General features: G+C 33.7%; 25 protein-coding genes. 21 read left to right on the top strand and 4 right to left on the bottom strand.

Going from position 1 to position 21,691, the window contains the following annotated elements:
* Positions 1-4 precede the first annotated feature (4 nt).
* From FS802_RS02895 to FS802_RS02875, 5 genes are all read left to right on the top strand, one after another.
* On the top strand, positions 5-961 hold the full coding sequence (locus tag FS802_RS02895; RefSeq protein WP_000679600.1) for a thymidylate synthase: 957 nt from the start codon (positions 5-7) through the stop codon (positions 959-961).
* Positions 962-980: 19 nt separating this feature from the next.
* A complete protein-coding gene (locus FS802_RS02890; RefSeq protein WP_000637214.1) occupies positions 981-1,469 on the top strand; it encodes a dihydrofolate reductase in 489 nt (162 codons plus the stop codon).
* A 154-nt stretch (positions 1,470-1,623) separates the two neighbouring features.
* Positions 1,624-3,609: a penicillin-binding protein 3 gene (gene pbpC / locus FS802_RS02885; RefSeq protein WP_001227227.1), complete on the top strand. Its 1,986-nt coding sequence runs from the start codon at positions 1,624-1,626 to the stop codon at positions 3,607-3,609.
* A 219-nt stretch (positions 3,610-3,828) separates the two neighbouring features.
* Positions 3,829-4,464 (top strand): FMN-dependent NADH-azoreductase, encoded by a 636-nt coding sequence (locus tag FS802_RS02880; protein ID WP_000170043.1) that lies wholly within the window; start codon positions 3,829-3,831, stop codon positions 4,462-4,464.
* A gap of 111 nt (positions 4,465-4,575) precedes the next feature.
* Complete coding sequence (locus tag FS802_RS02875) at positions 4,576-5,295, top strand: lysophospholipid acyltransferase family protein (protein WP_000616596.1); 720 nt, start codon at positions 4,576-4,578, stop codon at positions 5,293-5,295.
* A gap of 41 nt (positions 5,296-5,336) precedes the next feature.
* On the opposite strand, the gene trhA is transcribed toward FS802_RS02875, so the two are convergent.
* Positions 5,337-5,993, bottom strand: coding sequence for a PAQR family membrane homeostasis protein TrhA (gene trhA / locus FS802_RS02870; protein ID WP_000136877.1), 657 nt, complete (start codon positions 5,991-5,993; stop codon positions 5,337-5,339).
* Between the two features lie 213 nt (positions 5,994-6,206).
* On the opposite strand from trhA, the gene FS802_RS02865 reads away from it, so the two are divergent.
* From FS802_RS02865 to FS802_RS02850, 4 genes are all read left to right on the top strand, one after another.
* The gene (locus FS802_RS02865; RefSeq protein WP_000492443.1) at positions 6,207-6,392 is read left to right on the top strand and encodes a twin-arginine translocase TatA/TatE family subunit; all 186 of its coding nucleotides are present in this window, start codon (positions 6,207-6,209) and stop codon (positions 6,390-6,392) included.
* A gap of 42 nt (positions 6,393-6,434) precedes the next feature.
* Positions 6,435-7,178 (top strand): twin-arginine translocase subunit TatC, encoded by a 744-nt coding sequence (gene tatC / locus FS802_RS02860; RefSeq protein ID WP_000390124.1) that lies wholly within the window; start codon positions 6,435-6,437, stop codon positions 7,176-7,178.
* A gap of 328 nt (positions 7,179-7,506) precedes the next feature.
* Entirely contained in the window at positions 7,507-7,758 is a 252-nt protein-coding gene (locus tag FS802_RS02855) for a DUF2535 family protein (protein WP_000629012.1), read from the top strand.
* Positions 7,759-7,910: 152 nt separating this feature from the next.
* Positions 7,911-8,753 (top strand): DegV family protein, encoded by an 843-nt coding sequence (locus tag FS802_RS02850; protein ID WP_098654782.1) that lies wholly within the window; start codon positions 7,911-7,913, stop codon positions 8,751-8,753.
* Positions 8,754-8,953: 200 nt separating this feature from the next.
* Here FS802_RS02850 and FS802_RS02845 read toward each other — a convergent pair whose 3' ends face one another.
* Positions 8,954-9,928, bottom strand: coding sequence for an MBL fold metallo-hydrolase (locus tag FS802_RS02845; protein WP_000167209.1), 975 nt, complete (start codon positions 9,926-9,928; stop codon positions 8,954-8,956).
* Positions 9,929-10,263: 335 nt separating this feature from the next.
* On the opposite strand from FS802_RS02845, the gene FS802_RS02840 reads away from it, so the two are divergent.
* Positions 10,264-10,851: an SCO family protein gene (locus FS802_RS02840; protein ID WP_000833346.1), complete on the top strand. Its 588-nt coding sequence runs from the start codon at positions 10,264-10,266 to the stop codon at positions 10,849-10,851.
* 34 nt (positions 10,852-10,885) lie between these two features.
* Here the strand turns inward: FS802_RS02840 and FS802_RS02835 are convergent, their stop codons facing one another.
* Entirely contained in the window at positions 10,886-11,350 is a 465-nt protein-coding gene (locus tag FS802_RS02835) for an Hsp20/alpha crystallin family protein (RefSeq protein WP_001288088.1), read from the bottom strand.
* Between the two features lie 217 nt (positions 11,351-11,567).
* Between FS802_RS02835 and asnB the strand changes: the two genes are divergently transcribed.
* The 10 genes from asnB to FS802_RS02785 all read left to right on the top strand — a co-directional run bounded on the left by asnB (position 11,568) and on the right by FS802_RS02785 (position 20,051).
* Positions 11,568-13,469, top strand: coding sequence for an asparagine synthase (glutamine-hydrolyzing) (gene asnB / locus FS802_RS02830; protein ID WP_000333825.1), 1,902 nt, complete (start codon positions 11,568-11,570; stop codon positions 13,467-13,469).
* Positions 13,470-13,562: 93 nt separating this feature from the next.
* Positions 13,563-13,922, top strand: coding sequence for a GNAT family N-acetyltransferase (locus FS802_RS02825; protein WP_000627500.1), 360 nt, complete (start codon positions 13,563-13,565; stop codon positions 13,920-13,922).
* 48 nt (positions 13,923-13,970) lie between these two features.
* The gene (locus FS802_RS02820) at positions 13,971-14,300 is read left to right on the top strand and encodes a hypothetical protein (protein WP_000200467.1); all 330 of its coding nucleotides are present in this window, start codon (positions 13,971-13,973) and stop codon (positions 14,298-14,300) included.
* Positions 14,301-14,650: 350 nt separating this feature from the next.
* Positions 14,651-15,496 carry a phosphatase PAP2 family protein gene (locus FS802_RS02815; RefSeq protein WP_000481799.1) on the top strand — a complete coding sequence of 282 codons (846 nt, stop codon included), beginning with the start codon at positions 14,651-14,653 and terminating at the stop codon, positions 15,494-15,496.
* A 145-nt stretch (positions 15,497-15,641) separates the two neighbouring features.
* Entirely contained in the window at positions 15,642-16,607 is a 966-nt protein-coding gene (locus FS802_RS02810; protein ID WP_000198714.1) for an ABC transporter substrate-binding protein, read from the top strand.
* A 131-nt stretch (positions 16,608-16,738) separates the two neighbouring features.
* On the top strand, positions 16,739-17,614 hold the full coding sequence (gene dat / locus FS802_RS02805) for a D-amino-acid transaminase (RefSeq protein WP_000648370.1): 876 nt from the start codon (positions 16,739-16,741) through the stop codon (positions 17,612-17,614).
* A gap of 98 nt (positions 17,615-17,712) precedes the next feature.
* Positions 17,713-18,360 carry a nitroreductase family protein gene (locus FS802_RS02800; protein ID WP_001105302.1) on the top strand — a complete coding sequence of 216 codons (648 nt, stop codon included), beginning with the start codon at positions 17,713-17,715 and terminating at the stop codon, positions 18,358-18,360.
* A gap of 259 nt (positions 18,361-18,619) precedes the next feature.
* Complete coding sequence (locus tag FS802_RS02795) at positions 18,620-19,108, top strand: putative periplasmic lipoprotein (RefSeq protein WP_000713502.1); 489 nt, start codon at positions 18,620-18,622, stop codon at positions 19,106-19,108.
* A gap of 85 nt (positions 19,109-19,193) precedes the next feature.
* A complete protein-coding gene (locus FS802_RS02790; RefSeq protein ID WP_078183176.1) occupies positions 19,194-19,388 on the top strand; it encodes a hypothetical protein in 195 nt (64 codons plus the stop codon).
* A gap of 114 nt (positions 19,389-19,502) precedes the next feature.
* Positions 19,503-20,051 (top strand): cysteine hydrolase family protein, encoded by a 549-nt coding sequence (locus tag FS802_RS02785; protein ID WP_000816760.1) that lies wholly within the window; start codon positions 19,503-19,505, stop codon positions 20,049-20,051.
* A 35-nt stretch (positions 20,052-20,086) separates the two neighbouring features.
* On the opposite strand, the gene FS802_RS02780 is transcribed toward FS802_RS02785, so the two are convergent.
* Positions 20,087-20,536, bottom strand: coding sequence for an NUDIX hydrolase (locus FS802_RS02780; RefSeq protein WP_000540502.1), 450 nt, complete (start codon positions 20,534-20,536; stop codon positions 20,087-20,089).
* A gap of 254 nt (positions 20,537-20,790) precedes the next feature.
* On the opposite strand from FS802_RS02780, the gene FS802_RS02775 reads away from it, so the two are divergent.
* Positions 20,791-21,684, top strand: coding sequence for a mechanosensitive ion channel family protein (locus tag FS802_RS02775; RefSeq protein ID WP_098654690.1), 894 nt, complete (start codon positions 20,791-20,793; stop codon positions 21,682-21,684).
* Positions 21,685-21,691 lie beyond the last annotated feature (7 nt).

Here is a 21,691-nt window from a genome sequence, read left to right as displayed (position 1 = left end):
ACATATGAAACATGCTGAAAATGAATACTTAAATTTATGCCGCCATGTAATGGAGCATGGTACGAAGAAAGAAGATCGTACAGGGACAGGCACTGTATCTGTATTTGGATATCAAATGCGTTTTGATCTAAGTAAAGGTTTTCCTTTATTAACGACAAAGAGAGTGCCGTTTCGCCTTGTAGCAAGTGAACTGCTTTGGTTTATGAAAGGTGATACAAATATTCGTTATTTATTGCAGCATAATAATAATATTTGGAATGAATGGGCATTTAAGAGCTGGGTAGAAAGCGATGAGTATACTGGTCCTGATATGACTGATTTCGGTCTTCGCTCACAACAAGATGAGGAATTTAAAGTGCAGTACGATGAGCAAATGGAATTGTTTAAAAAGAACGTTTTAGAAGATGATGATTTCTCGAATAAATATGGTTATTTAGGAGATGTATACGGAAAGCAGTGGCGTGCCTGGAAAACGACAGCTGGTGAGACGCTTGATCAATTAAAAGATGTAATTGAAATGATTAAAAAAACGCCAGACTCCCGTCGCCTAATTGTTTCTGCCTGGAATCCTGAAGATGTACCAAGTATGGCATTACCACCTTGTCATACGCTATTCCAGTTTTATGTAGCGGATGGCAAACTTTCTTGTCAGTTATATCAAAGAAGTGGTGACATATTCCTTGGAATTCCATTTAACATTGCAAGTTACTCATTACTAACACATTTAATCGCACATGAATGTGGTCTTGAAGTGGGAGAATTTGTTCATACAATTGGAGATGCACACATTTATACGAATCATTTTGAACAAGTAGAAAAGCAATTGGCACGTGAACCACGTCCATTCCCGAAACTTACATTAAATCCAGATGTGAAATCTGTGTTTGATTTTGAAATGGAAGATTTAACGATTGAAGGATATGATCCACACCCAGCAATTAAAGCACCGGTTGCAGTATAATTGTAGAGGAGATGAAAAAATGATTGTTTCATTTATGGTCGCAATGGACGAGAATAGAGTAATTGGCAAAGATAATAATTTACCTTGGCGTTTACCGAGTGAATTACAGTATGTAAAGAAAACAACGATGGGCCATTCACTTATTATGGGCAGAAAGAACTACGAAGCGATTGGTAGACCACTGCCTGGAAGACGTAATATTATTGTAACTCGTAATGAAGGGTATCATGTTGAAGGTTGTGAAGTAGCACATTCTGTAGAAGAAGTGTTTGAACTATGCAAAAATGAAGAGGAAATCTTTATTTTCGGCGGAGCACAAATTTATGATCTCTTTTTACCTTACGTAGACAAGTTATATATAACAAAAATCCATCATGCATTTGAAGGAGATACATTCTTCCCAGAAATGGATATGACAAATTGGAAAGAAGTTTTTGTTGAAAAAGGTTTAACGGATGAAAAGAATCCGTATACGTACTATTATCATGTATATGAGAAGCAACAATAATAATAAGGATTGATGTGAAATTCACATCAATCTTTTTATTTGTATTCGTTAATATAAGTTTATAGATGATATTCAATAGTGCTATAATGAAATCTAGCATGTAAAAATGCTAAAATTTTCAAAAGTATTCATATAGAAAGAGGAGGAGAATCGATTGAGAAAGATATGGGGGATTCTTTTTCTTTGCTTAACGTTCATGTTAGTTGGATGCGGTAAAGAAGAAAAACCACAAGAAGCGTTTGATACATATACAAAAGCATGGAATAAACAAAAATTTGCAGAAATGTATGATCAATTATCCGAAAAGGCAAAAAAAGATATTTCAAAGAAAGAGTTCACTGAGAAATATGAAAAAATTTATTCTGGCATTGAAGTGAAAAACTTAAAAGTAGAAACAGGGGAAGTAAAAGAAGATAAAAAAGATGAAGGTCCTGTTCCTTTTAAAGTAAGTATGGATACAGTTGGTGGTAAAATCACTTTTGGTCATGAAGCAAAAATGGTGAAAGAAAAAGATGGAGATAAAGAATCTTGGAAAATAGATTGGACTCCTGATTTTATATTCCCAGGTATGACAAAAGATAGTAAAGTGCGTATGCAAACAACACAACCAAAACGTGGTGAAATATACGATCGTAATGGAAAAGGTCTTGCGACGAATGGGAAAGCTTCTGAGATTGGAATTGTTCCAGAAAAATTAGATGAAACTGCTCCGCAAACGAAAGAAGCAGTAGCGAAGTTGTTAAATATGTCTGTAGAAGAGATTGATCAAAAACTAGCTGCGAAATGGGTAAAACCAGGGTATCTCGTACCAATTGGAATTTTGCCTGAGGGAGCAACGCAAAATACGTACATCGATTTACCAGGTGTTGCAGCAAAACCTGTAAATGTTCGTACATATCCGTTAGGGGAAGCAGCAGCGCATCTTACTGGTTATATCGGAAAAGTAAATGCTGAAGATTTAAAAACGCTTCAAAAGAAAGGCTATCAAGCCGATGAACCAGTTGGTAAGGCTGGATTAGAGCAAGTATTGGAAGAACAGCTACGCGGGAAAAAAGGTGGCCGTGTCTTCATGGAAGATGCACAGGGAAAAGAAATTAAAAATTTAGCGAAGACAGATGCTGTTGATGGAGAAAATGTAACTTTAACTATCGATAGTGTTGTTCAAGAAAAAACGTATAATGAAATGAAGGGAGAAGCTGGTTCAAGTGCGGCAATTAATCCGAAAAGTGGAGAAACAATTGCTCTTGTAAGTAGTCCAGCTTATAATCCTAATTTAATTGCACGAGGAACATCAAAAGCACAACGCGAGGCTTGGAATAATGATCCGAAAAAACCGATGACGAATCGATTTACACAATTATCGGTACCAGGTTCTGTATTTAAGCCAATTACAGGTGCAATTGGTCTTGAAACGAAAACAATCGATCCAAAAGAAGAATTGAAAATTGAAGGACTCAAATGGACAAAAGATTCTTCTTGGGGTAATTATTATGTAACGCGTGTAAAAGATGCAAATCCGATTGATTTTGATAAAGCGATGAAATACTCGGATAATATTTATTTCGCACAAGAAGCTTTGAAAATCGGAAAAGATAAATTTATGAGTGAAGCGAAAAAATTCGGATTCGATGAGAAATTACCAATTGAATATGGATTCCCAGCTTCTAAAATCGCAAATGATGGAATTAAAAATGATATTCAAATGGCAGACACAGGTTATGGACAAGGGCAAGTATTAATGACGCCACTCCATCTAGCATTAACGTACGCACCAATTGTTAATGATGGAAACATACCTTCTCCATACATTATTAAAACAGATAAGCAGCCAAAAGTTTGGAAAGAGAATGTCATTTCAAAAGGCAATCAGGATATATTAAAAACTGCTATGACGAAAGTAATTAATGATCCAGATGGCACTGGGAAAATTGCTAAAATTGATGGTAAGACGCTTGCTGGAAAAACAGGTACAGCGGAATTGAAAGTATCAAAAGAGGCCGAAGGAAAAGAGCTAGGCTGGTTCGCTGCATTTGATTTAAATTCACCAGATATGGTCATTACAATGATGATTGAAGATGTAAAAGGTAGAGGCGGAAGTAATATTCCGGCTGAAAAAGTGAAACATGTGTTTCAAAAATAGAAAATGATGAAGGCTATCTCCATGGAATGTGGAGGTAGTTTTTTGTTTCACCAAAAACGTATTGAAAAGATAGTGTTTATTAACTTACGAAAAAAAAGTAGCTATTTTTTATTGACATTGAACACAACTTTTTGTATTATACTTACATAAGGTAAGTTATTTACTTTCGAAATATAAATCTCAAATTAAAGATAAAATCTGTAAAAGGGAGAGAATACAATGACAAAAGTACTATTTATTACAGCAAATCCAAATTCAGCAGAAGGTTCTTTCGGAGTGGCAGTAGGGGAAGCTTTCATAGAGGCTTATAAAAACGAACATCCACAAGACGAAGTTGTAACAATTGATTTATTCAACACTACAGTACCAGCAATCGATGCAGATGTATTCGCTGCTTGGGGTAAATTTGCAGCAGGTGAAGGCTTTGAAACTTTAACTGAAGTTCAACAACAAAAAGTTGCAGCAATGAACACAAACTTAGAAACATTTATGCATGCGGATCGTTATGTATTCGTAACTCCAATGTGGAACTTTAGCTATCCACCAGTAGTAAAAGCATACTTAGATAACTTAGCAATCGCAGGTAAAACATTCAAGTATACTGAAAATGGTCCAGTTGGCTTATTAGAAGGCAAAAAAGCACTTCACATTCAAGCAACAGGTGGCGTTTATTCTGAAGGAGCATACGCAGCTGTAGACTTTGGCCGCAATCACTTAAAAACAGTATTAGGATTCATTGGTGTAAATGAAACTGAATACATTGCAGTTGAAGGTATGAATGCAAACCCTGAAAAAGCACCAGAAATTAAAGAAGCAGCAATTGCTAATGCTCGTGAATTAGCAAAACGTTTCTAATATAGAATACTTAAAAATGTCCAAGCACTTGCTGTTTGGACATTTTTTCTTCTTTTTCCTTCGTTTGTCTAGTATAATGAAGGACGGAATGATAATAGGTGGGGGTTCTGTATGATTCAAACGTTTTTTAAAATCTTTTATTTAATTTTAATCGTAATTGCGATTACACCGAGAATGTGGCGTCTGAAAAGACAAGTAAATACGATGTCGCCACAAGAAAAAGATAATGTTGTGTATAAAACGACAAATTGGTTTGGTAAGAAAATGGTACGTGTAGCTGGTGGGGCAATTGAAGTAAATGGTCTGGAAAATGTTCCAAAAGATAAGCCGGTACTAGTTGTAAGTAATCATCAGAGTAATATGGATATTCCTGTTTTACTAGGTTACTTAAATAAACCAATTGGATTCGTTTCAAAGGCAGAGATTAAGAAGTTTCCAGTTGTGCCAACTTGGATGGAACTTATGAATTGTGTATTTATGGTTCGTAATGATCGTCGTCAATCTCTTCAAGCAATTAAAGATGGAATTGAGCTGTTAAAGAACGGGCATTCTATCGTAATCTTCCCAGAAGGGACGAGAAGTAAGGGTGGCGAAATTGGAGAGTTTAAGGCTGGGAGTTTTCACCTTGCAGTAAAATCTGGTGTAGCAATCTTACCTGTAACATTAGATGGGACATATAAAATGTTTGAAGCGAATGGAAACCGTATGAAACCAGCTCATGCAACAGTAACCATTTCGAAGCCGATTACATCTGAAGAGTATGCGAATATGGATATTAAAGAATTAACGAAGCATACACAGGATGTAATCGCATCACAATTACATAAGTAATAAAAAAGGTTTCAGCTTACATTAAGCTGAAACCTTTTTTATTACGCTGTAGGTAAGACATAAAAGAGTACGCAGAAGAACATCATCGCACTACCACCTAAAACGAAAAGATGCCAAATGGCATGATTGAAAGGTAACTTTTCCCAAAGGAAGAATATAGCCCCTACAGAATATAAAATTCCGCCTGCTAAAAGTAGTGAAAAACCATGTCCAGTTAGATTTTCATAAAGTGGCTTAATAGCAACGATTATGAGCCATCCCATTATGATATAACATAATGTTGATGCCTTAATAAAGCGGCGTACAAAGAAAATTTTGAAGATGATACCTCCGATTGCTAGTGTCCATATAATAGCGAGTAACGTCCAGCCTAATGGTCCGCGAAGCGTAATCAGTAAAAAAGGAGTATATGTGCCAGCGATTAATAAATAAATGGCTGAGTGATCTAGTATAGTAAATAATTTTTCTACTTTTGGATGATGAATGCTATGTAACAAGGTCGAAAACAAGTACAGTAAAAACATGCTTACACCATAAACCGTAAATGCAACTACAGCAGATGCGGTACCATGCTTAGAGGCATGAATAATTAATATAATTAAGGCAGGGATGCTTAAAATGGCACCGATACCATGTGTAATTGCATTTGCAATTTCTTCTTTCACAAAATGTGTCATTCGTGTCATTTTTTCAGTCATAATGCAAATCCTTTCTACTATCATAAAATAATATGTCATTTCCCTTACCATATCATACACAAGAGCAATAGAAAATGAAATTTGTATAATTGATTATATTTTTGAATTTTTTTGACAAAAGGCAATGGATTTGTTGACGTTTTCAAACTTTTTTGACAAAATAAAATTATGCAATAGTAGGACAAAGAATCTACTAATAAAGGGGATGGAGAAATGTTTTCAAATATTGGCTTTCCAGGATTAATTTTAATTTTAGTAGCTGTACTCATTTTGTTTGGGCCGAAAAAATTGCCGGAAATCGGAAAGGCTTTAGGGGAAACGTTAAAAGAATTTAAAAAATCAACGAAAGAATTGACTGATGATGCATTTCAAGAGAAGGAAAAGAAAGAAAAAATGTAATGAATTTTCCTCGAAATGGATAAATAAAGTGTGGTGAACGAGATGGAAGATCGGGAAATGAGCGTAGTAGAACATATTGTTGAGCTTCGCAAACGAGTAATATATACAGTACTATCCTTTGTCCTATTTTTAATTATCGGATTTACTTTTACGAAGGATATTTATTTTTGGCTAGTAAAAGATTTACCAATGAAATTAACTGTTCTCGGTCCAAGTGATGTATTATGGATTTTTTTCTCGATTGCTACAGTATTTGCTATCGTTTGTACAATTCCTTTTGCTGCTATACAAATTTGGTTATTTGTAAAACCGGGTTTACATCCAAATGAACAAAAAATGACAGTAATGTATATACCGGTATTGTCTATATTATTTATTGCAGGTTTATGTTTTGGATATTTCGTTGTAATGCCGTTTTTATTTCATTTTTTAACTACGATAGGTAATGAAATGTTTAATACGATGTTTACGACAGAAAAGTATTTTCATTTTGTTCTTAATTTAACAGTTCCATTTGCTGTAATTTTTGAATTACCTGTAGTTGTCATGTTTTTAACGAGTATTGGACTGTTAACGGCGGAATTTCTAATAAAAATAAGAAGGTATGCTTACGTAGCATTGATTATCATTGCATCGTGTATATCACCGCCTGATTTTTTATCTCATAGTTTAGTAGCGGTACCGCTTATTTGTATTTATGAAATTAGTATCGCTTTATCAAAGATTGTTAATAAGCGAAAAAAGAAAAGAGAAGAAGAAATACAGTCGAAAAGTGCCTCGTTATAAAGGCACTTTTTTTATTTATTTGTTATACTTTAGACATAAACGTATACAATATATAGAAGAAAAAAATTATAGAATCTCCAAAATTTAGACAAACTTTGCGCTTTGCTAAGTTTATACTAAAATTATTAAGCAATATACGGATAACGGGATTCCTGTCTTATCGGATATTTAGGACGGAGGATGAATAGAGTATAAATCTTCTAACCAAAAGGACTACAGGGATTGACTAAGGATACTTTTGTATTCATAGAAGTCTCCACTTTAAACAACGTGTTACAGTGTAAAGTAGAGGAAGTTCAAAAATCCAATGAAAAAGAGGATTGATATTGTGATTACGAAAAGTTTTTATTTCACTCATTCAACAGGGGATTGTATTAAAATATTCGAAATCCCTGTCCTACAGGCACAGCATCCATTATCGTTTCTAATTCAGTCTCGTCTTCAATTATTTATTGCAAAAATTCAAAAACAAAAGCACCCAAGATTTTCGTATTCTTTCCGTGAATATTTGCAAAATTGTTTGAAGTGGAATGATTATTTAAATGTATATAAAACAAATACCCTTGAAAAAAATGCATGATACAGAGTATGGACAGGGTTAGTAAACTCTGTCTTTTTTATTTTAGGTATAAAAATATAATTAATTTGGTGAAATTTGTTCGAAATTGTTGAAAGCACAGGGAATGCTAGTATAATAACAAGGAGAGCGTATTGGAAAGGGAAGAATATAATATGCAAAAAATTAAAATTGTAACAGATTCAACTGCAGATTTAACGCAGGATGTAATCGAAAAGTATGGCATTCATGTGCTACCATTATCAATCTTTGTAAATGGACAAACATATTTAGATCGCGTTGATTTACAACCTGATGAATTTATTGAAGAAATGATCAAATCAGAGGAATTACCAAAAACATCACAACCGGCAATGGGTACATTTGTAGAAATGTATGACAAGTTAGGTGAAGATGGAAGTGAAGTACTTTCCATTCATATGACAAGTGGAATGAGTGGTACTGTGGCAACTGCCAATAGTGCTGCATCAATGACCGACACAAAAGTAACAGTTGTTGATTCTCAATTTATTACACATGCTTTAGCATATCAAGTAATAGAAGCTGCGAAAATGGCAAATGAAGGACGCTCACTAGAAGAAATTTTAAAACGTGTAGATGAAGTGAGAAAGAATACTCGTTTATATGTAGTAGTAGATACATTAGAAAATTTAGTGAAGGGTGGGCGTATCGGTAAAGGAAAAGCGTTTATCGGTTCGCTACTTAATATAAAGCCAATTGCTAGCCTTGAAGATGGTGTTTATAACCCTGTAACGAAAGTGCGTAGCCAAGGTCAAATTGTAAAAACGTTAGCTAAGTTATTTGAGGAAGATACAGCTGGAAAAGTTGTAAAAGCTGTTGCAATTCCGCATGCGAAAGCAATTCCTTTAGCTGAAAATGTAAAAGCGGCTGTTGAAAAAGTGAGTGGATTTGCTCAATCAGAAATTTTCTTTACAACGCCTATTATTAGTACTCATACAGGTCCAGGTGCAATCGGATTTATGTATTTAGCAGAGTAATAAAAAAGCTACTTGAAATATATTTTCAAGTAGCTTTTTTTATGTGAATAGAAAGTAAGAAATAAGAAGGGTTATACAGGCACTCCCGCTAATGATATAGCGAGTCTGTAAATATTCATTCATAGAAAACACCCACTGATTAAAGTTTTACTTTATGATTTTCTATAGTATATGTTGGATATAGAAAATAAGTAGTTACGTTATACGTGTAATGTTTCAATTTTTTCATTTACTTGCTTACCGCTTGTTGCGCTATTATAAGTAAAAGTTTGGCCTAAAAAGAGTACATGCAGTTGTTCCCACGGTAACATACGTAAATTCCAATTATTTCGAAGCCTTGTTACTGCCTCGCGGGGTGTTTCATCGGCGAGGGCAAAAGCTCCGTAATGCATCGGTATAAAGTGTGTAGCGTTTAAATCTAAATAAGCTTGCACTGCCTCTTCAGGTGAAACATGAGATACTTTCATAAACCACTCTGGTTCATAAGCGCCAATTGGCATAAGGGCAATATCAATTGAAAAGCGTCTGCCAATTTCTTTGAAACCTTGGAAATAGCCACTGTCACCACAAAAATAAACGGTTTCATTCGTTGGTTCATTATTAATAATCCATCCACCCCAGTGAGATGTATTCATATCAAATAAGGATCTTCTCGTCCAGTGTTGAGCAGGTACGAAGTGAAAGGAAACATCATTAATGATTGTATTTTCCCACCAATTATACTCTTCTACACGAGTAAATTTTTTGCGAGTAAATAGTTTTTTCAGTCCAATAGGTACAAGGTATAAAGCATCATCATTTAGCTGACGAAGCGTTGAAAAATCTAAATGATCATAATGACCGTGTGAAATGAGGACAATATCAATTTTAGGTAGTTCTTGTATAGAAAGACCAGGTTCAGTAAGTCTTGGAACTAATTTTAATTTAGTAGCCCATACTGGATCTGTTAATATATTCAGCCCATTCGTTTGGATAAGAAATGTGGAATGACCAATCCAAGTTATAGTCGTCTTTTCAAAGTTGTTTTGTAGGAATTTACTTTGTTTAACAGGTGATTGTTCTACTAAAAAAGAAAAATCCTTTTTATTTTGTTTTCGTTCTTTTCGCCAACGTATAAAGGAACGAATTGATTTTTTTGTACTCACATTATCCATGTTTTCATAACGTTTTGTCATGAACATCACCTCATTTAAAATCGTTGTAATTGTATTGTACCGAAATGTTGTTAAGGAATACAGTGTATAACATGGATGAATGTTTAAGGAATTGTTAAAAAATAGGGGGATGCGTTTACAAAAGTAACAATAAAATTAGTTTTGCAACTTCTATTTAGAGAAATAATAGTAAAAAAACAAATTTTGTCTAGTAATTGGCTTGAAATAAAGAAGTAACATACGTAAATTCGTACGATTTCGTGAACAAATGTAGTAAACAATTTTCTCGTAGTGTTAACTTTTGTTATGATAAACATAACCTATTTAAATTTAGGATAGAGAAAAGAGGTTTATAAATGAAGCGTTATCAAAAAATAATTGGTCTTATGGTTGTATTTTGTCTCTTTGTACTTGCTGGATGTAGTGGATCGGGTTCAAAGCTTCGTAAACCATTGAATTGGGATTTAGAAACTTTCCAATTTACAAATCAAGATGGAAAGTCATTTGGTACAAAAGATTTAAAAGGGAAAGTTTGGGTTGCTGATTTTATGTTCACAAATTGCCAAACAGTTTGTCCGCCAATGACTGCTAATATGGCAAAACTGCAAAAGATGGCCAAAGAAGAGAAATTAGACGTTCAGTTTGTTTCGTTTAGTGTAGATCCAGACCTTGATAAGCCGGAAAATTTGAAGGCTTTCATTCAAAAGTTTACAGAGGATACTAGTAACTGGAATTTATTAACGGGTTATTCGTTAGAAGATATTACAAAGTTTTCAAAAGATAATTTCCAATCACTTGTAGATAAACCAGAGAATGGTCAAGTTATGCATGGTACATCATTTTATTTAATTGATCAAAACGGAAAAGTAATGAAAAAGTATAGTGGTATTAGTAATACGCCGTACGAAGACATTATACGTGATATGAAGAGATTAGTGGATTAAAAAGAAGGGTGCACAGCACCCTTCTTTTTTTACATTAGTCTATGGATAAAATGTCATGTTGTTGTGGAAGTTTTGGTGCCCGAATTTCTAACACGCCGTTTTGATACGAAGCTTTCGCTGCTTTTTTATTAATTGAGTACGGTAATTTAATCAATCTTGATGCTTCTGAAATGGAACGTTCTCGGCGATAATAGTTATGAGATGTTTCTTCCTCGACCTCTTCAAGTATCTCTTCTTTTACAGAGACTTTTAAGTATTCACTTTGTATTTCAATTTGAATTTGTTCTTTTTGTATACCTGGTAGTTCGGCTGTAACAACGAGTTCTTCACCAACTTCATATAAATCTACAGGGAATGTTAATAAACGATTTCCTTTTTGGAAAAAATGATTTAAATCAGCGATTACATTGCGAAGAGGTGTTTGCTCGAAGAAATCATCAATTTGCTTTAAATAATTGCGAACCGGTGGGCGAGAAGAGTCTTTTTTTTCTTCACTCATGGTATTCCCTCCTAGAAATCAATTTGCAATATCATATGACAAAAGCGGAGAAAGGTGATTGCCTAGTTTTCATGTTTTCATAAAAAATTGTTAAAAATGTGAAATGGAGTGATTTTTTTATAGTTTTTGGTCGCCATATTCAATTGATTATGCTAGTATAAATAGGGTTGATATAGTAGTATATAGACAGAATGAAAACTGAAAGAGGGTAAGAAGTATGTGTGGTTTTGTAGGATGTTTATGTGAAAACCCTAGAGAGTTTTCAGAAACAGAAAAACATCAATTTGAAAATATGAACACGATGATTTTCCACCGCGGTCCAGATGACGAAGGATATTTTCGTGATGAACATGTACAATTTGGCTTCCGCCGTTTAAGCATCATTGACTTAGAGGCAGGACATCAGCCGCTAACTTATGAAAATGATCGATATGTAATTATTTTTAATGGTGAAATTTACAACTATGTAGAATTACGTGAAATGTTACTTGAAAAAGGTGCAACGTTTGCAACACAATCTGATACAGAAGTTATCATTGCATTGTATGCACATATGAAAGAAAAATGTGTAGACTATCTTCGTGGTATGTTTGCATTTATGATTTGGGATCGTGAAGAGAAGAAACTTTTCGGTGCACGTGACCACTTCGGTATTAAACCTTTATACGTCGCACAACAAGGTGATACTACATTCTTCGCATCTGAGAAGAAAAGTATTATGCATGTGATGGAAGATAAAGGCGTTAATCCAACGTCACTACAACATTACTTTACGTACCAATATGGTCCAGAGCCAGAAACATTAACAATTGATGTTAATAAAATCGAGCCTGGTCATTATTTCGTAAAAGAAATCGGTAAAGAGATGGAAATCCATCGCTACTGGAAACCTTATTTCAATGCTTCAAGCGCAACGAAAGAGGAGCATATACAAGCAATTCGTGATGTGTTATATGATTCAGTAAAAGTGCATATGCGCAGTGATGTACCAGTAGGTTCATTCTTATCTGGTGGTATCGATTCATCTATTATCGCTTCTATCGCAAGAGAAATGAATCCAAATCTTTTAACATTCTCTATTGGTTTTGAACAACGTGGTTTCAGTGAAGTTGATGTTGCCAAAGAAACTGCTGAGAAATTAGGCGTTAAAAACCATAACGTATTCATTTCAGCGAAAGAGTTTATGGATGAGTTCCCAAAAATCATTTGGCATATGGATGATCCTTTAGCAGATCCAGCAGCTGTACCATTGTACTTCGTTGCAAAAGAAGCACGTAAGCATGTAACAGTTGTTCTTTCAGGTGAAGGTGCAGACGAGCTATTTGGTGGTTATAACATTTATCGTGAGCCAAACTCACTAAAAATGTTCTCTTACATTCCTAGCCCAGGTAAGAGCGTTCTAAAAGCATTAAGTGGTGCTCTTAAAGAAGGCTTTAAAGGAAAGAGCTTCCTAGAGCGCGGATGTACGCCAATTGAAGAGCGTTACTATGGAAACGCGAAAATCTTCCGTGAAGAAGAGAAAGCTGAATTAATGAAGTATTACGATGAAAGTGTTAACTATATGGATATCACGAAACCATTGTATAACGAAATTAAAGATTATGATGATGTAAGCAAAATGCAGTACATTGACATGTTCACATGGTTACGCGGTGACATTTTATTAAAAGCTGATAAAATGACAATGGCAAACTCATTAGAACTTCGTGTACCGTTCTTAGATAAAGAAGTATTCGATGTTGCATCTAAAATTCCAACTGAATTTAAGATTGCTAACGGAACTACGAAAGCTATTTTACGTGAAGCGGCACGCGGAATCGTTCCAGATCACGTATTAGATCGTAAAAAACTTGGATTCCCAGTACCAATTCGTCACTGGTTAAAAGACGAAATGCATGATTGGGCTATCAATATTATAAACGAGAGTAAAACAGAGCATTTAATCGACAAACAGTATGTATTAAACTTACTGGAAGCACATTGTGCAGATAAAGGCGATTATAGCCGTAAAATTTGGACTGTACTTGCGTTTATGGTATGGCATCAAATTTATGTTGAGCATAAATACGATACGAATAAGTTCCACGAAGAAACGAAACGTGCGTATAGCTTAGTTTAATTAGAAAAACCTTAAGATCGCATAGGATCTTAAGGTTTTTTTCATAAATGGAACGAATTATTGATACAATAATAGTAAAAGGATGGACAACATATGATTACGTTTGAAAAAGTAAATGTAGAAAATGAAAACGTTGTTAAAGAAATGTTTCGCTCACATAGTTTAAGTGAGAATCAGGTACAGTATTGTGTGAAAGTTGATGATACATATATTGGTGTGATAGATTATCGTGTTCAAGAGGAGAGTGCGGTTTTATCTCAGTTAATTATTCATTTTGATTATCAAAGTTACGGTTATGGGACAAATACGTATTTTACATTTGAAGCGATGATGAAAGAAAGAAATGTGAAAGAGATAAAGGTATTACAAACGGAATTAACAGAACAAGCAAAATCGTTCATAGAGAGCTTTGGTTTTAATGAGGAAGATGGAATATATGTGAAGAAAATATAACGATGAGTAGTCGTGCGGGATAAATATAAGGCAGGTGGATGTATGACGATGACTTCTGGTCTTGTATTAATTGGAGGGTGTTTTATAGTAGCAGAGCTAAGCCATATGTTCATTCGAAAAAGAATGAATAAGAAGAGAAAGCCGTATGAATTGCAATATGCCCCTGTGTTTTTCCTTTTATTTTGTATGCTTATTACATTACAAAACATAACGAACTTTCCACCGCTTTTAAATATTTTTTTAAAGTTCGGTTTACTGTATAGTAGCACTGGAATAGCCCTTTTATTTCTTTTATTTTGCATACGTTATATTCACTATCAATCGTATATATTTATTTTAAATTGGTTAAAGCAAAATGATAGAAACCGCCTTACATAAGGCGGTTTTTTATTTGTAATTGTAATGGCTTTGAAAGTTATATGTATACTGCTTTATTTAATAGTAGTTCCATATAACCCAAAATACGAACTGCGATGGGTGCGATCTGAAATGAAAGATAAGTAATGGGATACAAGATATAGATGTTTTTGTATATAAAGCTCAAAATTTCATTAAAATTTATAAAAATGATTAGATGATTTAACATAGTATCTATTATTAGTATGTGGTACTATATATTCTTAATCTATAACGTAAGTAGGTGTATAAATTTGACATGTAAATCAACTAGTTTAACTTAAGTGCTGACAAATAGCAGAAAGAAATTTTTTTGGAGGTATCGTTTTTGTATGTTTAATATTGATCTTTTATTTCTTGAATGGATGACCAGTCTGGAGGGAAGTGTGCTTACAATACTTTTTAAACTTATATCCAGTATTGCAAATGAAACGTTGTATTTAGTCATTATTTCGATTTTATATTGGTGCGTTTCTAAAAGAAAAGCGTTTCATATGATTGTTATGCTTTGCTTCTCTGGTTATATGGGGATAGTGGTAAAAGAATTCATGAAAATCCCACGACCGTATACATACGACGGAATTCAAGCTTTATATGAAAAATCAGCCGCTGGTTATTCTTTTCCAAGTACACACGTCCAGTTAGCGACAACATTTTGGGGCTCTTTTATGATGTTATGTAAAAAGAGAATCATTTGGATCATTGGAATTATTTTTATAATATTGGTTGCTACTTCTCGTCTATATTTACGTGTACATTGGCTCAGTGATATAATAGGTGCCGTTTTAATTAGTGTCATAGTTGTTTATTTATATACGAAAGTAACAGGGGAATTGAGTGATAGGAAATTTATATTGTTACAACGAATTGTATTGGCAGTTTCACTCATTATGTATTTTATGACTGACCAAATAGATAATTTAAAATTACTTGGAGTTTTGACAGGTTCAACGATTGGTATCATGTTAGAGAATCATTTTATTAAAATGAATGAAAATAATAATTTTAAAATACAAGCAGTAAAAACAGTTTTAGGTCTTAGTTTCATGTTAATGATGCAGCTCATACTAAAAAAAGTAATACCTGATATGTATTATGTACGTTATGCATTGATTGGAATTACAATTACTTTCTTATGTCCGTTTATGTTTCACATGTTACGGTTAAAAAGTGAATAGCAAATAAGTACAAAAATATTTTGAATAAAAATGAGATCTAAATTATATATACTGAAAAAGTTTTCTGATATATCTATTGACAATGTATAAGATATACATTAGTCTTGTGAATATAATTGAAAATCATTTTCAACTGGGAGGATTTATGACACGCACTAAAAATATTCTTATACTTTGCATTATGTTATTAATGGTCATAATCGCAGGGTGCGGTAAAGAAGAAGAGAAGAAAGATAAAGATACATCAGTAAAGGCAAAAGATTCATATAGTATAAAACATGCAATGGGCGAAACGACAGTAAATGGTACGCCAAAAAGAGTTGTTGTTTTAACAAATGAGGGTGCTGAGGCACTTTTAAGTGTTGGAGTAACGCCAGTTGGAACGACAAAACCACGAGCTGGGGATGAATGGTATCCTCATTTAGCGAAAGAGTTAAAAGATACGAAAGTAGTAGGAACTGAACGTGACATTAATTTAGAGGCAGTAATGAAGCTTCAGCCGGATTTAATTATTGGAAATAAAATGCGTCACGAAAAAATATACGAGCAGTTAAAAGAAATCGCACCAACAGTATATGCTGAAACATTGCGCGGTGATTGGAAAGAAAACTTTACGCTTTATACAAAAGCTGTAAATAAAGAAAAAGAAGGGCAAAATGCTCTTAATGATTATAAAAAGCGTATTGCAGCAATAAAAGAACAATTAGGTGATAAAATTAACTCTAAAGTTTCAATTATTCGCTTCGTCCCAGGTGATGTTCGTATTTATCAAAAAAATTCATTCTCAGGCGTTGTATTAAATGATATTGGATTTAAACGACCACCACTACAAGATAAAGATGAATTTGCGATAAAAGGAATTACAAAAGAACAAATTCCAAATATGGACGGGGACTACTTATTCTATTTCACATCTGATAAAGATGCGGATAAGAATAATGAAGGAAACACGTTAGCGAAAGAATGGACAGAAGATCCGCTCTTTAAGCAGTTACAGGCTTCTAAAGATAATAAAGTATTCGAAGTAGATGAAGTGATTTGGAATACAGCAGGTGGTATTGTAGCTGCAAACCTTATGTTAGATGATATTGAAAAATATTTTTTAAAGTAAATGAATGGTCTAGTACATCACTTTAAATGGGTGATGTACTTTTTTATTTATGAAAATACAGAAAATTCCTTCTTTTGAGTGTGGATAAGTTGTACAATTAAACCAATTATGGAATAAAGGAGTGGGAATGAATGAAAGCTACTCATAAAGATTGGATTTTGTTTAACGGAAGAATTGTAAATACGAAGGAAGAACAGCCGATGATTCCATTAGAGGAGAGAGGCTTTCAATTTGGTGATGGTATATACGAGGTATTCAGACTATATGATGGGAAGCCACATTTATTAGATCTACATTTGGAACGATTCTTTAATTCTATGGAAAAAATAAAACTAATTCCACCTTTTACTAAGGAGGAGTTAGTGGAAGAGTTGCATCAAATGATTGAAAAAAATCAATTTCAAGAAGATGGGAATGTATATTTGCAAATATCAAGAGGTGCTCAAGCACGTAATCATGTATATGAGTCAAATATGCAACCAACATATTTTGCAAATATTGTTTCGTTTCCAAGACCAATTGCTGCTATGGAACGAGGAATAAAAGTTACTGTAGAAGAGGATATACGGTGGAAGTTCTGTCATATAAAATCTTTAAATCTGCTACCTAATATTATGATTAAAAATAAAATAAATGAACAAGGCTATCAAGAAGCGATATTAGTACGAGATGGAATTGTAACTGAAGGGTGTCATTCAAATTTCTTTATGGTGAAGAATAATAAATTGATTACACATCGGGCTGACAATTTCATTCTACACGGCATTACACGTCACTTCGTTATTACATTAGCGGAAGAGTTACATATTGAAGTAGAAGAACGAGAATTTTCACTACAAGAAGTATATGAGGCTGAGGAGTGCTTCTTTACAGCGACACCACTTGAAATATTCCCAGTCGTTCAAATAGGTGATGAACAGTTTGGAACCGGCGAAAGAGGACCAATTACAAAGAAACTCCAAGTTGCATATGAAGAAAGTATTCGTTTGTTTAAAGTTACGAACTAATATTGAAGAAAAAAGCTGGTATTCCTCCAGCTTTTTTTCATGATATAATTCAAGCATAGGACAAGATTTGAAAACGCTGTAAAAAGGGGATTTAATGTATGAATTATGAAGATTTTAAAGAAGTAATTCACGGTAGACGAAGTGTTAGGAAGTTCACAGAACAAGAAGTATCCACTAGTGATATAAAAGAAATTATTGATTGTGCTCGTTATGCACCGAGTGATACAAACTCACAAACTTGGGAGTTCTTGGTCATTATGAACCGAGAGAAAATTAAAGAAATTGAACAAATGACATGGGATGCATTACATAAACTTGCGGCAAAAGCGGCAGAAAACGGAGAAGAGAAAGCAGGGAAATTACTTACACGTTCTTTCGGACCATATGCAACAGCTTTCTCGGAGGCGCCAGTATTAATCGTATGTTTGGCAACACCATATGAATCAAAGTTTCGTGAAAAGATATTTGATCCAATTGCTTTTGTTCCAGATTCAGTTTGGGAAGAAGAAGGAATTAAGAGTAGCTGTTTAGCGGCACAAAATTTAATGCTGGCTGCACATGCAAAGGGGCTTGGTACTTGCCCGATGACAGGACCGGTATTGTTAGCTCAAGATGAACTACGACAATATTTACAAGTTGAGCCTGAAAAACAAATAAATATGGTTATTTCACTCGGTTTTCCGAAAGATAAGCCGAAGAAACTTCCAAGAAAAGAAGTAGATGAGATTACAACATTTGTTTTTTAAAGCCTAAAATAAAAAGACATTGAATGAACAATGTCTTTTTATTTTGGGCAGGTATGTAATTAATTTGTTGGGCTAAAATGATAGATAAGAGGGAATTACTATTTATTTCATAAAAAAAATTAATGTTCTATTAAGGAAAATATGATACATTAATCGTGGGCAAGATTCTATTTGTTCATGAAAGTTTTAAAATTAGTTTTAAAATTTAAAAGTTATTTTTGTATAATAAATTATAATGAAATGACAGGGGGGATGAATTTTGAAAAAATTCATAATCACTGGATTGTCTGTATTGTTACTAGTTGGTTGCGGTACTCCACAGGAAAAAGAGGGCACACAATCAAAGCAGGAAGAAAAAGTTGTAAACGCAAGTAATGAGAATATAGTTGTATTTCCTGAAGGAGCGGTGCCAGTCGGAGAAGGAAAAGTGAAAGTTATTACTCCAGATGGCACCTCTGAAAATGGAAATATACCGGCTGTGTTCATCAAAAAGGATACTTTAATTCAGCAAGTTGAATTAGAGCTTTCTAATTTTCAAAACGATAAAGAAACATTTATATTTGTAGATCAAGTATATGCAGATAAACATCAAGTCACTAGTACAACACAGACAACAGTACAATTAAAAGAAAAGGCGCTTGAGACAGGTAATCATACGGTTACTGCAGTTCAGTATGAAAACAATGACCCGAAAGGAAAGGTTATTAGTTTTAATCAAGCAACATTTGAAACAAAACCTGCGTCTTAAGAAGAATAAAAAGTACATTACTCAAAAAGTAGTGTACTTTTTTATTTATACTAGAGGATGTCATAGTAAATCACTTGTTTCTACTATGACAGAGAAAGAGGCTGAAGATGTGAATCGGTGTATTCGTATCGTCTTTATTCGTATAACGATGTCATTAATTTGGTTTATGATACAAGAAGTAATTCAAATTACGCTCAATGAACAAATTCATGATTTGTTAATAGGAGCTATTTGTTTTACCATTGTTTATCTATCATATGATAAACTCAGATTAAGGTAAGTTTTACATGAAAAATGTAGGTATTTCATTTGAAATGTCGAATAGTACATACGATGTCGTAATAACAAATTTTCTATTGTTTACTGTGAAACAGAAGAAGGGGAGATAGTAGTTATGAAACGAGCGCTTATTAATATTGATTATACATATGATTTTGTAGCTGAAAAAGGTGCTTTAACCTGCGGGAAACCAGGACAAGAAATTGAGAAGGAAATTGTCCATATAACGAAGCAATATATTGAAAATGGAGATTATGTTGTCTTTGCGATCGATAAACACGAAGAAAACGATGTATATCATCCAGAATCAAAGTTATTCCCGCCTCATAATATAGCTGGTACAAATGGAAGTGATTTGTTTGGTGAATTACAAGATGTGTACGAAACATATAAAAATGCAGAGAATGTATATTATATGGATAAAACACGATATAGTGCATTTGCAGGAACAAACTTAGAGATGAAGTTAAGAGAAAGAGGAATAGAAGAAGTTCATCTTGTAGGTGTTTGTACTGATATTTGTGTTCTTCACACAGCAGTAGACGCTTATAATAAAGGATTTAAAATTGTAGTTTATGAAAAGGCAGTTGCATCTTTTAATGCGCAAGGACATGAATTTGCACTTGGACATTTTAAGTCATGCTTACATGCAGAAGTGAAGTGAAAAAAAGAGGCCTTTAAAAAGGTCTCTTTTTTCGTTTAAATTGTGACGACGTTTTGCTCGATTAGTTTTTTTATGAATGGACTAATTTTTTCTGGTAATCCATTTAAATTAAAAAATTGTACATGCAATGATTCAAACCCATCAGCTTTTAACGTACCACTTGTAATATTTTTGCAAAGGTATGCGATTGTTATAGGGTAAAATTCATCTCCGTTCGGTAATTTCACAAAAAATTCTTTTCCGGAAAATACATGTATTAACTGTAAAGTTCCTATTTCAATCCCTGTTTCTTCAAGAACTTCACGTCTTCCGGCTTCTTCTGTTGATTCACCAAGTTCAACAAATCCACCGGGAACACCCCAAACACCATTTCGCCTTTGTTGTAGTAATATTCGTCCTTGTTCATTGAAAACAGCTACAGCAACGCCAGCTAGATTGAGTGGTCTTGATCCAATAACTTCTCTTAGTTCTTCGATATAGCCCATTGTTAGTTAACCTCCGCGAGTCAAAATATTTTCAAATGAACAATTCGGCGTTGTGTTAATATTCCCCTTTTTGTTTAGGTAAGTATTGAGGTCTTAACATAAAGTCATTTATAAAAAATTCTATTGTTATCTCCCTTTAGATAATAAAAAAGGGTATATTTATAGAAGAAAGTGTAACAAGTTTTAAGGAAATCAAAAAGTATGACAATAAATTAGTTTTTCATGAAATTTTCATTAGTTAAGGGTGTGGATGGATGAGTTTATTAACGTATACTGAAGAATTTTTTAATTATGTAAGAGAGTTTTTACTTTTAAGATTTTTACTATTTGCTTTAGTACTAATCATTATCTCTTTTGTAATTAACCGCATTATTGATTGGTTTTTTAGGAAATCAAGCTTTTTTGATGAAGAGGTAGAGCAAACGATTCAAAGTGTGATTCGATCTATTTTTAGATATATCATTATCATCAGTCTAATCATATATTTAATTAGCCAATTTGTAGATATAAAAAGTATCATTGCAGGTGCAGGGATAGCGGGAGTTGTTATTGGTTTTGCTGCACAACAGATGTTAAAAGATGTTATATTAGGCTTTGCGAGATTAGCGGACAAAGAGTTTCGTGTTGGCGATTTTGTTACTTTTAACGGAACAAATTCAGGAACAATTGAGGAAATTAGTATTCGTTTTATGCAAATTCGTGAATGGTCAGGAAAACTTCTTACGATACCACACGGAGAGATTAGGACGATACAAAATTTTAATAAAGGATGGATGCGCGTAATTGAACGGATTACGGTAAGTTATCAGGAAGATCCTACAAGAGTTAAGGAATTGTTAGAAGAAGTTTGTGTTAATTGTAATGAAAGATTGGCTTCGAGTCTTTATAAAGTAGAGAATGAAGCTGTTGAGCCGTTTAAATATGTTGGTGTCACAGATTTAAACCCGAATCTTAAATATGTTGGATATGAATTTTGTATTACAGGTTTAATAAAGCCAGAAGATTATTTTGAAACTTCTAGACAAGTAAGGTTTGAATTAATGTCTATGTTCCATAAGAATCAAGTGCAAATGCCAGCAGCAAATATGGTCGTTACTACTGAAAGTTTACAGCATAACCATGGTGGACAATCTTTATCGGACAGCTAAAGAAGAA

Origin of the sequence: Bacillus sp. DE0042, from assembly GCF_007680225.1 — a bacterium.
Lineage (GTDB): Bacteria > Bacillota > Bacilli > Bacillales > Bacillaceae_G > Bacillus_A > Bacillus_A wiedmannii.
The sequence above is the reverse complement of the archived record's forward strand: the minus strand, read 5'-3'. Positions and strand labels throughout refer to the sequence as shown.

What these genes read in the sequence shown, in the direction of transcription:
- FS802_RS02895 (WP_000679600.1), top strand. Translation starts at nt 5, where the DNA reads ATGAAACATGCTGAAAATGAATACTTAAATTTATGCCGCCATGTAATG.
- FS802_RS02890 (WP_000637214.1), top strand. Translation starts at nt 981, where the DNA reads ATGATTGTTTCATTTATGGTCGCAATGGACGAGAATAGAGTAATTGGC.
- FS802_RS02880 (WP_000170043.1), top strand. Translation starts at nt 3,829, where the DNA reads ATGACAAAAGTACTATTTATTACAGCAAATCCAAATTCAGCAGAAGGT.
- FS802_RS02875 (WP_000616596.1), top strand. Translation starts at nt 4,576, where the DNA reads ATGATTCAAACGTTTTTTAAAATCTTTTATTTAATTTTAATCGTAATT.
- trhA (WP_000136877.1), bottom strand. Translation starts at nt 5,993, where the DNA reads ATGACTGAAAAAATGACACGAATGACACATTTTGTGAAAGAAGAAATT.
- FS802_RS02865 (WP_000492443.1), top strand. Translation starts at nt 6,207, where the DNA reads ATGTTTTCAAATATTGGCTTTCCAGGATTAATTTTAATTTTAGTAGCT.
- tatC (WP_000390124.1), top strand. Translation starts at nt 6,435, where the DNA reads ATGGAAGATCGGGAAATGAGCGTAGTAGAACATATTGTTGAGCTTCGC.
- FS802_RS02850 (WP_098654782.1), top strand. Translation starts at nt 7,911, where the DNA reads ATGCAAAAAATTAAAATTGTAACAGATTCAACTGCAGATTTAACGCAG.
- FS802_RS02845 (WP_000167209.1), bottom strand. Translation starts at nt 9,928, where the DNA reads ATGACAAAACGTTATGAAAACATGGATAATGTGAGTACAAAAAAATCA.
- FS802_RS02840 (WP_000833346.1), top strand. Translation starts at nt 10,264, where the DNA reads ATGAAGCGTTATCAAAAAATAATTGGTCTTATGGTTGTATTTTGTCTC.
- FS802_RS02835 (WP_001288088.1), bottom strand. Translation starts at nt 11,350, where the DNA reads ATGAGTGAAGAAAAAAAAGACTCTTCTCGCCCACCGGTTCGCAATTAT.
- asnB (WP_000333825.1), top strand. Translation starts at nt 11,568, where the DNA reads ATGTGTGGTTTTGTAGGATGTTTATGTGAAAACCCTAGAGAGTTTTCA.
- FS802_RS02825 (WP_000627500.1), top strand. Translation starts at nt 13,563, where the DNA reads ATGATTACGTTTGAAAAAGTAAATGTAGAAAATGAAAACGTTGTTAAA.
- FS802_RS02820 (WP_000200467.1), top strand. Translation starts at nt 13,971, where the DNA reads ATGACTTCTGGTCTTGTATTAATTGGAGGGTGTTTTATAGTAGCAGAG.
- FS802_RS02815 (WP_000481799.1), top strand. Translation starts at nt 14,651, where the DNA reads ATGTTTAATATTGATCTTTTATTTCTTGAATGGATGACCAGTCTGGAG.
- FS802_RS02810 (WP_000198714.1), top strand. Translation starts at nt 15,642, where the DNA reads ATGACACGCACTAAAAATATTCTTATACTTTGCATTATGTTATTAATG.
- dat (WP_000648370.1), top strand. Translation starts at nt 16,739, where the DNA reads ATGAAAGCTACTCATAAAGATTGGATTTTGTTTAACGGAAGAATTGTA.
- FS802_RS02800 (WP_001105302.1), top strand. Translation starts at nt 17,713, where the DNA reads ATGAATTATGAAGATTTTAAAGAAGTAATTCACGGTAGACGAAGTGTT.
- FS802_RS02790 (WP_078183176.1), top strand. Translation starts at nt 19,194, where the DNA reads ATGACAGAGAAAGAGGCTGAAGATGTGAATCGGTGTATTCGTATCGTC.
- FS802_RS02785 (WP_000816760.1), top strand. Translation starts at nt 19,503, where the DNA reads ATGAAACGAGCGCTTATTAATATTGATTATACATATGATTTTGTAGCT.
- FS802_RS02780 (WP_000540502.1), bottom strand. Translation starts at nt 20,536, where the DNA reads ATGGGCTATATCGAAGAACTAAGAGAAGTTATTGGATCAAGACCACTC.
- FS802_RS02775 (WP_098654690.1), top strand. Translation starts at nt 20,791, where the DNA reads ATGAGTTTATTAACGTATACTGAAGAATTTTTTAATTATGTAAGAGAG.